This is a genomic window from uncultured Megasphaera sp. (assembly GCF_958350005.1).
In the GTDB taxonomy this organism is placed as follows: Bacteria; Bacillota; Negativicutes; order Veillonellales; family Megasphaeraceae; genus Megasphaera.
Map to the genome: position 1 here is coordinate 1 of NZ_CATWFF010000054.1, position 11859 is coordinate 11859.

Here is an 11859-nt window from a genome sequence, read left to right on the forward strand (position 1 = left end):
TTCAAAAAGTCAACTTTTCAAGAGCTGTGCAGGACAGGCGACTGTCATCCGTTTCTTAGGTTACTTTCAATAATTAGTATTTCATGTTTAAAAGTAAACGAGGAGGTTTTTACATGTTAGCTTCAAAATTGTACTGCCCTACCCTTCGGGATGATCCGGCAGAAGCAGATGTTGCGAGCCATAAATTTATGCTGAAAGCAGGGATGCTGCGCAAAAGTGCATCCGGTTTGTATTCGTTTCTGCCTATGGGCCGGCGCGTTGTTTTGAAAATCGAACAGATCGTCCGGGAAGAAATGGATGCATCAGGCGCACAGGAAATTATGATGCCTATTGTACAGCCTGCAGAAATCTGGCGGGAAACAGGCCGTTGGGATGTATATGGCGCGGAAATGTTCAAGCTGCGGGATCGCCACGACAATGAATACTGCCTGGCACCGACCCATGAAGAACTGATTACGACGCTGGTTCGCAATGAACTTCGCTCGTATAAACAGCTGCCGGTTAACCTGTATCAGATGCAGAATAAATACCGTGATGAAATCCGTCCCCGTTTCGGTCTCATGCGCAGTCGTGAATTTGTCATGAAAGACGCCTATTCCTTTGACGTCGACCGGGAAGGCATGATCAAGAGCTATGAAAACATGTATGATGCCTATACCCGTATTTTTGACCGCTGCGGTCTGAACTACCGTCCTGTTCTGGCTGATTCCGGACAGATTGGCGGCAATTACAGCCATGAATTTATGGCCCTCGCTGACTCCGGCGAAGCTGATGTCGTCATCTGCACGAAGTGCCAGTTCGCTGCCAACGTGGAAAAAGCCGTTCCTAAGACGCTGGAAGCACAGCCGGAAGAACTGCATGACATGGAACTGTTTGAAACGCAGCATTGTGCAACCATTCATGACCTCGTAGAAATTACGCATACACCTATTGAAAAGACGATCAAGGCCGTAGCCTTTGATATTGACGGCAAACTGGTGCTGTGCATGGTTCGCGGCGATCATGATGTCAATGACGTTGCTGTACAGAACTTTGTCGGCGGTAACGACGTACAGCCTGCTTCGGAAGACCTGCTGAAAGCACACGGCCTGGTTCCGGGCTATATGAGCCCCCTGAATGCCGGCCCGCAGGGCGATGACTTCGTCATCCTCGTCGATCCGACGGCTATGAATGTATATAACGGCGTTACTGGCGCCAATAAAGACGGCTATCACTATCGCTATGTTACGCCGTCGCGGGACTTCAAAGATGTTAAGGTTACGACGATCCGCCTGATTACGGAACACGACGGCTGCCCGGAATGCGGCGCTCCGGTCAAACTGACGCAGGGCATCGAAGTAGGTCAGGTATTTGGTCTCGGCACGAAGTATTCGGAAGCCCTTCATGCTACGTTCCTCGATCAGAACGGCGAAGCAAAACCGTATGTCATGGGCTGTTACGGCATTGGCGTAACCCGTACCATGGCAGCTGCTATTGAACAGCTTCATGATGATAAAGGTATTATGTGGCCTGTTTCTATTGCTCCCTATGAAGTTGTCATCATTCCGGTCAACGTACAGGATGACGCTCTCATGGGCAAGGCAAAGGAACTGTATGGGGAAATGACGGCTCACTCCAGCGAAATCATGCTGGACGACCGGGATGAACGGGCAGGCGTTAAATTTAACGACGCCGATCTCATTGGCTATCCTGTTCAGATCATTCTGGGCAAAGAATACAAAACCAATGGTACAGTGGAAATTAAGGTCCGTCGTACAGGCGATGTGGAATTTGTGCCGGAAACACAGGCTGCGCAGCGTGTACAGGAAATCCTCAGCGATCTGCGGGCTAAAAGAATGTAATCTTCTCCGGAAAAAGATTGAAAAAAACTAGTCAATAAATAAGTGTTGCAAAATTTTATAAAGTGAAGTATAATTTACACATCGAGAGGAAAAGTTAAGAATCCTATCTCGGATATAACAAAAGGTGAATGTGAATTAGCTGTTAGGTTAAACAACAAAATATGCGGCACGAATAAATAAAGGCGTTTATTTTCTATTGAAAATAAGCGCCTTTTTGCGTATCAGGTAGTTGCCGTATACGAACAGCTGTCACGGAGAGGGGAGAATTAGTATGATGGGGAAATCGTTGAAAAAGGCAATCGCAGTAGCAATGGGTGTCGTTACGGTAGCAGCAATGCTGACTGGCTGCGGAGGAGGAAGCTCTGATTCAGCCAATGCCAGCAAGAGCCTGAAAGGGGCAAAATTAAAAATTGGCACAGGTATTTATGCACCTTTCTCATTTAAAGATGACAGTGGCAAACTCATGGGCTTCGATGTGGATCTGATTGAAGCACTGTCAAAGAAAACTGGATTTACTTATGAAATTACGCCGACTGAATATGATAACCTGTTCATGGCTATGCAGAATGGCGAATATGATATTGGCATGGGCCAGGTCTGCATTACAGAAGACCGGAAGAAAAAGATGGACTTCACCGATGCCTATATGGAAGCAGGCCTGCAGTTCATCGTTAAGAAAGATTCGGGCATTACGTCCGTTGACGGCCTGAAAGGCAAGAAGATTGCCGTAGAAAAAGGGACGGCTGCTCATAAATATGTCATGGAAAACTGCAAAGATTCGGAAATCGTCGTATTCCCGGCCGTTTCGGCAGCGTTCCTGGAAGTAGAACAGGGGAAAGCCGATGCACTCATGCAGGATAAGCCGAATGCCGTTTATTACATTAAAAAACATCCTGAAAGCGGCCTGACGCTGTTAGGCGATGAAACGAGCAAGATTCCTGATGGCTTTGCACTGCCGAAGAACAGCCCGTATAAAGCAGAGCTGGATAAAGCCCTGAAAGAACTGCAGGCAGACGGCACAATTGATAAACTGAAAGATAAATGGCTGAATATCTAATTAGTGGCAGTATAGTGAATACGTTCCCGGCAGAATAGCCATTTTGCCGGGAACGTTCTCATATAGAGGGGTATAGGGGGAATCATTCATGTTTAGTACGGAGAATCTGGGCACGATTGTCGGCGTCATTACGAAAGGGTTGCTCTGGACAGTTGTCATTTCTGTGAGCAGTATCATCTTCGGTTATATCATCGGTTTGGTTACCGGTTTTTCCCGGGCCCGACATATTAAAATTTTAAAATCGATCAGTACCTTTTATATCTGGATCATACGCAGTACGCCTATTCTGGTACAGGCCCTGTATATTTACTTCGTCGTACCGAAAGTCTTCGGCGTCAGCCTGTCCCATGAAGCGGCTGGTATCCTCTGCGTATCACTGAATGCCGGCGCTTATATATCGGAAATTGTCCGCGGCGCTATTCTGGAAGTACCGAAAGGACAGTGGGAAGCGGGTCTGTCTCTGGGCATGACGAAAGTCCAGATCATTACCAAGCTTATTTTCCCCATGGCCTTCCGGACCATGCTGCCGGCTCTGGGCAATCAGTTTATTATTACCGTAAAAGATACATCCATTCTGACAATTATCGGTGTTGCTGAAATGACATACCAGGCTGGTCAGTATGCATCGTCTACCTTTGAATTTGTAGAAAGCTACAGTGTACTGGCAATCTTTTACCTTGTATTAATTTCTATTCTGACCTTTGTCCTGAATATGTGTGAACAGAAGATGGGAGCGGGCATAAAATGAAAGATACTATGATAGAACTGAATCATCTGAAAAAACAATATGGCGATAACCTGGTGCTGAATGATATCAGCCTGGATTTCAAAGATGAAGTTACGTGTATTCTGGGGCCGTCCGGCGCCGGCAAGAGTACCCTCCTGCGGTGCCTGAATCTGCTGGAAGTGCCGACTGGCGGCGATATTAAATATAATGGCGACAGCATTCTGACGAAAGGCTACGATATCCGCAAGATGCGCGAAGACGTAACCATGGTGTTCCAGCACTTTAATCTGTTCCCGCTGCGCAGTGTTGTCGGCAATGTCATGCTGGCCCTGCAGAGCGTCAAAAAGATGAGCAAATCCGATGCCCACGACTTGGCTATGGAAATGCTGAAGAAAGTCGATATGGCTGATAAAGCCGAAAAAATGCCGGACATGCTTTCCGGCGGCCAGCAGCAGCGTGTGGCCATTGCCCGGGCTCTGGCCATGAAGCCGAAAATGATCTTGTTCGACGAACCGACATCGGCGCTGGACCCGGAACTGGTCGGCGGCGTCCTGGATGTCATGCGCAGTCTGGCCGATCACGGCATGGCTATGGTCATCGTTACCCATGAAATGGCCTTTGCCCGCGATGTATCAGACCGGATTATTTTCATGGCCGACAGCGTTGTGCAGGAAGATATGGCACCGGCAGATTTCTTCTCCCATCCCAAGACGGACCGGGCGAAAACCTTCTTGGCCCGGTTCCTGGCATAATGTACGCTGCTGCATACGAAACGGTACAAAGAGAAGAGGGATAGAATGGAAAAATTTGTCATTACCATTAACCGGCAATTTGGCAGCATGGGCCGCCCTATTGCCCGGGAAATGGCTCAGCAGCTGAATGTTGAGTTTTATGACCGCGATATTATTGAAGCGACGGCACAGAAGCTGAATATGTCCTTATCTATTGCCAGCGATCTGGAAGAATCGGCGGCCAGACCCAGGTTCTGGAATATGTGCTTCCCCCTGGGGCGGGGAGAATCGAAAAAGCAGGATGAAATCTTTCAGGTTCAGAAGCAGATCATCCTCGATATTGCCGATGGCCAGTCGTGCATTATCGTTGGCCGCTGCTCTGACTATATTCTGCGCTGTACGAAGCATGTCCTGCGCGTCTTCATTTATGCACCATACCGCAAGCGCCTGGAAAACTGCATTGAACGCCTGAAAATGGATGAAGATACGGCCAAGGCCATGATTCGTCAGGTCGACCGGGCCCGTGACGCCTATCAGATGCGGTATGCTCATTACCTGCCTGGCGATTTTCATTACAACGATCTCATGATTGACAGCAGCATCCTGGGCGTAGAAAATACAGCTCAGTATTTGACGGAACTGATTGTCAAGAAATTTTCATCACGAAACATCAGCGATTAAGATCCCTTCTTCCTGCCGGAACGAGGTTTTTGGCAAGAAGAGCGGCACCGTAGGCTCCAGCATATCGTCCATTGGGAAAGGATTGGACGGTATGCTGGAGTTTTTGCTGTAATACTGTCGTGAAATAGGCAATATGGCTTAAGCCGCCTGTAAGCAGTACCGGATCGTCGATGGGAATCTGGCAGGCCAGAGAGGCTACTTTTTCGGCAACGCTGCTGACGATGCCGGCTGCAATATCCGGCCGCGCCGTTCCCTGGCCGATATAGCCCGTAATTTCGGACTCGGCAAAGACTGTGCACAGGGAACTGATGGCAATGGGCGTTCCTTCCTGGGCCAGGGCAAAGAGACTGTCAATAGTACAGCCCAGGCGATTGGCCATGATTTCGATGAATTTTCCCGTACCGGCAGAACATTTATCATTCATAATGAAGTCATCTACAGTGCCGTCCTGAATATGGATGGCCTTTGTATCCTGACCGCCTACGTCGATGACTGTACATGTCGGGTGCAGACTGGCACAGCCCGCAGCATGGCAGGTAATTTCCGTTACTTTCTTATCAGCATAGCTGACGGCATTGCGGCCATAGCCTGTGGCGACGACAGGACAGCCTTCTGCCGGTACGCCTCGCTTTTGCAGTTCCTCTTTCAGGAGTGCCGCCGTTTCCAGACTGCTCCAGCCCGTAGGCACGACGATGCGCAGTGTCGTATCCGGACCTATGGCCACCGCTTTTGCTGCTGTTGAGCCAATATCTATGCCGATATACCAGTGATTGTTCATATATATGTACCTCCTCAGGTCAGCAGAATGAATCGCGATGCGCATCGATTTGCCGGGGCAGGGGAACAATTTTTTCATAGGCCGCGCCGGTGTCGGCAATGCACTGCCGCAGTGCCGGCAGCGTGTCTGCTTCTACGAGCAGGGACACGCCGCAGCAGACAGAGGCCTGGCGCGGTGTCGGCGATATTTTTACAGACAGCCCGCGTCTGCGGGCTGCCTGATAGAGTGCCATGGCATCAGTATGCGTTTTGAACAGGACATAATAATCTGTTATTTGTTTCATTTCAACCCAGCATTTCAATAAAAGCGCCTATGCGCGTGCGAAGCTGTTCCGCATCCATATCATCATAGTCCGTTTCCAGGTGCAGAACCGGCAGGCCCGCTTCTTTCAGCGCCCTCTTGACATCCCGTCCTTCTGTATCATAGAGGGTACAGAATTTTAGACTGACGTCGATGACGCCGTCAGCATGGTATTCGCGGGCCAGGCGGATAATGTCATCTATACGGCCTTTGTTGGGAGTAAAGCAGGCACAGTTGTTTTTCATGTACCGCTCTGCCAGGGCGAGAATCTGTCCGTCTATCGTTGTTGCCGTATCGTCTACGAGATGTTCAAAATAGCGCGTTCCTGTACAGCATTCTTCACAGACCACGACAGCGCCGGACGTTTCGATAAGGTGGTGCATTTTCCAGTTCGGTATAGCCATGGGCGTGCCGGTGAGGAGAATGCGTTTGGTTCCTTTCGGGAATACGCCCTGTCCCTGGCGAACCCGTTCTTCCAGCTCATCAGCCAGGGCATTGGCCTGAGCTGCACAGCGGGCGGGATCATCAAAAAAGGCGATCTGCGTCATGAGCAGCGTATCTTTGCCGCTAATCGGAGCAGGATCGGCTTTGCGGCAGGCATAGACCCGGCCCAGGGCTTTGCGGCGTTCATTGAGCAGGACAATGGCCTCGTGGAGGGATTCAACAGTAATCTCCCGGCCTGTAAAGCGTTCCACTACTGTTTTGAACTCCTGCAGCTCTCCTGCCCATTTGGCAATATCTTTGAGCCGTTTCATCTGCGGCATGTCCAGCACATACATGGGCACGTCTTCACCGAGAATTTCCCAGGCCTTTTTCTTGCCGTCACAGGTCGTTTCGCCGACGTACATGTCGGCAATGCGAAAGAACGGACAGGTCCGACCCAGGCGGGCGCCGACGGAAGCTTTGATGAGGGGACACATGTTTTTGGGTAGTACCTTTTCGCCGGCAGGTACCCAGAACTGAGAGCCGCCGCACAGGCCTGTTACGATGCCGTCAGCAGCGATAATCAGTTCGTCCGGTACGTACAGACAGAATGTGCCGAAGACTTTCCGACCTTTTTTCTGTTCTTCCAGCAGTTCTGCCGGCCGTATGCCGTGAATATCGGAAACGACCATATCGTAAAAGGCCATGCCGTCAGGCCGGTTTTCCTGGGATAAGAATATGTCGCCAAAGGCACCGGGCAGGGCTGCGCATAATAAGTCGTGTGCTTCCAGATCCATTCCCAGGTCTTTCCACATGGCGTGTCTGTCTGTCATGATACATCATCCTTTCTGTTAATAAATATTATATTTACCATGCTAATTTATCATATATATTCAGTATAGCAAAACGGAAAAATCGTGTAAATGAAGGGTGTTTTGAATGATAGTGGAAACTCTTGAATGAGATGAGTCCTGAATTCGTCAACATATTCAATCGCCTGGCTGGTCGGCAAACGGAAGAGTTGTTGTCATGCCCCCTTTTTTATATTACAATGACAATAGAAAAATAGGCCTGTACCACTATATACAAGGGCACAACGGTGTTAGGAGGAATAGATGTGACCAATATTGTCATTGCCACGGCCGGTCATGTAGACCACGGTAAGTCTACACTGATCAAGGCGCTGACGGGAATTGAAACGGATACGACGAAAGAAGAAAAGGCGCGGGGCCTGTCAATTAATCTGGGCTTTGCCTATCTGGATCTGCCCGATGGCCAGCGCGTCGGCATTGTCGATGTTCCCGGCCATGAACGGTTTATTAAAAACATGGTAGCCGGTCTTCCCGGCATCAACCTTGTCCTGCTGGTCATCGATGCCGGCGAAGGGGTTATGCCGCAGACACGGGAACATATCGATATTCTGACGCTCCTGGGGATTCAGGACTTTTTTATTGTTCTCACCAAAGTCGACACGGTAGACGAAGAAATGCGGGAGCTCGTTATTGCCGATATTCGTGAACAGCTGGCACAGACGCCGCTGGCCGATGCGGAACTTATCGAAACTGATGCTGTCAGCGGCAAAGGGCTGGATGAGCTGAAAGCCAAGATTCAGGAATGGGTAGAATCGCATCCGCAGCGGGAAGAACGGGGCGATGCCCGCCTGAACGTAGACCGCGTATTCAGTGTCAAAGGCTTTGGCACGGTCGTAACGGGAACCTTGCTGGACGGACCGGTGCAGATTGGCGATGAGCTGACGGTCTATCCCAGTGAAAAGAAAACGCGGGTCCGCAATATACAGGTTCACGAACAAAATGTGCAGCAGGCCTATGCACCGCATCGCACGGCCCTGAATCTGGCTAATATCGGCATTGATGAAATTCATCGCGGCGATGTTCTGTCCAAATCGCCGTCCCTGGAACCGACGTGGATGATCGATGCCAAAGTGCAGTGTCTGCGCAGTGCTCCCGCTGCCATGGGCCTGTGGGAACGGGTGCGCCTTCTCGTGGGCACGCGGGAAATTATGGCCCGCATCGTGCCTATCGGTACAGATGCCATCGTGCCGGGCGGCGAAGGGTTCCTGCAGCTGCGCCTGGAAGAAGAAGCCGTAGTTAAGACGGGAGACCGCTTTATCCTGCGGTCCTATTCCCCGGTACATACGATTGGCGGCGGTGAAGTCCTCGATGCAGCACCTAAAAAACATCGCCGTTTCAAGGCGGAAGTGCTGGAAAGCCTGAAGACCAAAGAAGAAGGCAATCTGGAAGATGTTGTTGCCGATTTTCTCCGCAATACGCGGGACATGTTTGCGCCTCTTGCCGATATTGCCGCCTATTTGCGGACCAGTGAAGACGAAGTCCGTCCCATTATGGCCCATCTGGCAGCTGAAGGTGCTGTTGAAGAAACGGCAGCCGGATATATTCACTGTGACGTGTATAAAAAAATGCGCGGCCAGGCGCTGCAGTACTTGCTGGCATATCATCAGAAATATCCCCTGCGGAAAGGCATGGCTGTAGAAGAATTCCGTTCCCGCCTGCGGAAGATGATGCCGGAAAAAAGTATATCCGTCTTTATTCAGCTCATGACGGCAACCCAGGCCTGCCGCATGGAAGACAAGTATATAGCAGCTGCCAAATTCCACGTCGTCTTTTCGCCGGCCCAGCAGGCACTGCGGAAAAAGATTGAACAAAAACTGCAGCAGTCCGGATTTACGCCGCTGAAAGCAGAAGATCTGGCTGCAGCTGACAAGGATGCCGGAGCCGTTCTGGAAGCTCTTCGCGGTGATTCCGTCGTATTCCTGACGCCGGAATATGTCATTGCCAAATCAGTATATGATGAAGCGGTAGCCAAGATGATTGCCTATATTAAAGAACACGGAAAAATGACTCTTGGCGATTTCCGCGATATTACAGAATCGAGCCGCAAGTCGTCCATGCTGATTCTGGAATATGCCGATGCGGCAGAAGTAACCAGGAGAGTGGAAAATTACCGGGTCTTAGGGAAAAAAGGCACGAAATAAACTAGCTACGAAGAAACAGATAGTGTATAATAAATTAGAGTTGCTGTTAACCATACTCATCGATGCAAAAGGAGAGATTCAACGTGATTGAACGCTATACGAAACCGGAAATGGGTCATATTTGGACCGAATACAACGAATGGGATACGATGAAACAGGTCGAAATCCTGGCCAGCGAAGCTCAGGCAGAACTGGGTAATGTCCCGAAAGAAGCGGCCAGGGAAATTCGTGAAAAAGCGAAGTTTTCTGTCGATCGGATCCACGAAATTGAAGCGGAAACCCATCATGATATAGCTGCTTTCGTTTCCACGTTGTCGGAAAATATCGGCGATGCCGGCAAATACGTCCACCTCGGCCTGACCTCTACAGACGTAAAGGATACGGCTCTGGGCTATATGCTGAAACAGGCTTCCGATATTTTGATCCAGGATCTGGAAGCTTTCCGCGACGTCCTGCGCCGCCGCGCTGTTGAATTTAAATATACGCCGTGCATTGGCCGTACCCACGGCATTCATGCCGAAGCGACGACGTTTGGCCTCAAGCTGTGCAACTGGCTGGCTGAAACGGAACGCAATATTGAACGGATGAAACGGGCCAAGAAAACGATTTCTGTCGGCAAGATTTCCGGCGCTGTCGGTACCTATGCCGATATTGACCCCTTTGTAGAAAAATACGTATGCGAACATCTGGGCATTGCCGCTTCGCCGATTTCATCGCAGACCCTGCAGCGCGACCGTCATGCTGAATACGTAACGACCCTGGCTGTCATTGCCAGCTCTATCGATAAATTTGCGACCGAAATCCGCCACCTCCAGCGTACGGAAGTGCGGGAAGCAGAAGAATATTTCAGCCCGAAACAGAAGGGCTCTTCCATTATGCCGCATAAGCGCAACCCCATTACGTGTGAACGCATGTGCGGCCTGGCCCGCGTCATTCGCGGCAATGCTCAGGCTGCCTTGGAAGACGTTGCCCTGTGGCACGAACGGGATATTTCCCACTCGTCTGTTGAACGGATTATTCTGCCGGACAGCACCATTGCCCTCGATTATATGCTGCAGACCTTTACGCGCGTCATTGACCGCCTCATCGTATATCCTGATAAGATGCTCAAGGATCTGAATCTTACAGGCGGTCTCATTTACAGCCCTATTCTGCTCAATACACTGGTAGAAAAAGGTGCTGTCCGCGAACAGGCATACCGCTGGGTACAGCGCAATGCCATGAAGCGCTGGCTTGAAGGGGAAGACTTCCTGGAAAACCTCAAGAAAGATAAAGATATTGCAACGGTCATGACCAACGAAGAAATCGAAGCCTGCTTTGATGTCCATAAGATGTTGAGCCATGTCGATACGATTTTTGCCCGCTTTGGTTTATAATCGCCCGTAACGCATGTACTGACTGCACTGGCAGGAGACACATTGGCTCTGGTCAGTGCAGTTTTCCTATATAGAGGAGGGATGAATGTGACAAATGAACAACAGGCCCTGCTGAAAGGGCTGCCCAAGGTCGATGTGCTGCTGGAACAGCCCTGGGCTGTACAGCTGGAGCGGTCTGTTTCGCGGCAGGCCGTCAAGAAGGCAGTCCAACAGGTTCTGCAGGACGTGCGCACTGCGATTGTCAGCGGCAGACAGGAGGAAGGGCTGGCCGCTCAGGAATGGGAAGGGCTGGTGCAGCAGGTACTGAGCCGACAGTATGCGCCGCACCTGCGAAAGGTCATTAATGCGACGGGAACGGTGCTCCACACCAATCTGGGCCGGGCTCTGCTAAGCCGGAAAGCGGCGGAATATGCTGCATCCGTAGCGTCTTCGTACTCGAATTTAGAATATGACCTTGACCAGGGGAAGCGGGGAACGCGGTACCGCCATGTACAGGAGCTGCTCTGCCAGCTGACCGGCGCAGAAGACGTTCTCGTAGTCAACAATAACGCTGCTGCCGTCTTGCTGGTCCTGTCGACGCTGGCGCCAGGGCGGGAAATCGTCATTTCCCGGGGAGAACTCGTGGAAATTGGCGGCATGTTCCGCATTCCCGACGTTATCGAACGCAGCGGCGGCGTCATCCGGGAAGTAGGGACGACGAACAAGGCCCATTTGCGCGATTATGCAGATGCCATTACGGAGCAGACCGGCGCAATTATGAAGGTCCATACGAGCAATTACCGGATTATTGGCTTTACAGAAAGCGTGCCCATGGCTGATCTGGCCGATTTGGCCCATGAACAGGGCCTGCCCTTTATTAATGATCTGGGCAGCGGCCTGCTCTGGGATATGCAGAAACTGGGCCTGCCTTACGAGCCGACAGTGCGGGAAAC

Annotated in this window: 11 protein-coding genes; 8 read left to right on the forward strand and 3 right to left on the reverse strand. The window is 50.7% G+C overall.

The window, feature by feature from the left end; translation table 11 throughout:
* Positions 1 to 113 precede the first annotated feature (113 nt).
* From Q3886_RS04675 to Q3886_RS04695, 5 genes are all read left to right on the forward strand, one after another.
* Complete coding sequence (locus tag Q3886_RS04675; protein WP_301860009.1) at positions 114 to 1841, forward strand: proline--tRNA ligase; 1728 nt, start codon at positions 114 to 116, stop codon at positions 1839 to 1841.
* 271 nt (positions 1842 to 2112) lie between these two features.
* The gene (locus tag Q3886_RS04680; RefSeq protein ID WP_301860010.1) at positions 2113 to 2898 is read left to right on the forward strand and encodes an ABC transporter substrate-binding protein; all 786 of its coding nucleotides are present in this window, start codon (positions 2113 to 2115) and stop codon (positions 2896 to 2898) included.
* Between the two features lie 88 nt (positions 2899 to 2986).
* The gene (locus Q3886_RS04685; protein WP_301860011.1) at positions 2987 to 3646 is read left to right on the forward strand and encodes an amino acid ABC transporter permease; all 660 of its coding nucleotides are present in this window, start codon (positions 2987 to 2989) and stop codon (positions 3644 to 3646) included.
* An 8-nt stretch (positions 3647 to 3654) separates the two neighbouring features.
* Entirely contained in the window at positions 3655 to 4377 is a 723-nt protein-coding gene (locus tag Q3886_RS04690; RefSeq protein ID WP_301860019.1) for an amino acid ABC transporter ATP-binding protein, read from the forward strand.
* Between the two features lie 45 nt (positions 4378 to 4422).
* Positions 4423 to 5037, forward strand: a complete 615-nt coding sequence (locus tag Q3886_RS04695; RefSeq protein WP_301860012.1) for an AAA family ATPase — start codon at positions 4423 to 4425, stop codon at positions 5035 to 5037.
* Here the strand turns inward: Q3886_RS04695 and Q3886_RS04700 are convergent.
* Genes Q3886_RS04700 through Q3886_RS04710 form a run of 3 tightly spaced genes read right to left on the reverse strand, consistent with a single transcriptional unit; the run spans position 5027 to position 7371 of the window.
* Positions 5027 to 5815, reverse strand: a complete 789-nt coding sequence (locus Q3886_RS04700) for an acyl-CoA dehydratase activase (RefSeq protein WP_301860013.1) — start codon at positions 5813 to 5815, stop codon at positions 5027 to 5029. The genes Q3886_RS04695 and Q3886_RS04700 overlap by 11 nt on opposite strands.
* A 19-nt stretch (positions 5816 to 5834) precedes the next feature.
* Positions 5835 to 6098, reverse strand: coding sequence for a DUF3343 domain-containing protein (locus Q3886_RS04705; protein ID WP_301860014.1), 264 nt, complete (start codon positions 6096 to 6098; stop codon positions 5835 to 5837).
* A gap of 1 nt (position 6099) precedes the next feature.
* Positions 6100 to 7371, reverse strand: coding sequence for a double-cubane-cluster-containing anaerobic reductase (locus Q3886_RS04710; protein WP_301860015.1), 1272 nt, complete (start codon positions 7369 to 7371; stop codon positions 6100 to 6102).
* A 284-nt stretch (positions 7372 to 7655) separates the two neighbouring features.
* On the opposite strand from Q3886_RS04710, the gene selB reads away from it, so the two are divergent.
* From selB to selA, 3 genes are all read left to right on the forward strand, one after another.
* Positions 7656 to 9551 carry a selenocysteine-specific translation elongation factor gene (gene selB, locus Q3886_RS04715; protein ID WP_301860016.1) on the forward strand — a complete coding sequence of 632 codons (1896 nt, stop codon included), beginning with the start codon at positions 7656 to 7658 and terminating at the stop codon, positions 9549 to 9551.
* 83 nt (positions 9552 to 9634) lie between these two features.
* On the forward strand, positions 9635 to 10927 hold the full coding sequence (purB, locus tag Q3886_RS04720; RefSeq protein ID WP_301860017.1) for an adenylosuccinate lyase: 1293 nt from the start codon (positions 9635 to 9637) through the stop codon (positions 10925 to 10927).
* Between the two features lie 81 nt (positions 10928 to 11008).
* Positions 11009 to 11859 (forward strand): L-seryl-tRNA(Sec) selenium transferase (gene selA, locus Q3886_RS04725; RefSeq protein ID WP_301860018.1); only part of this gene is annotated, 851 nt, incomplete at its 3' end.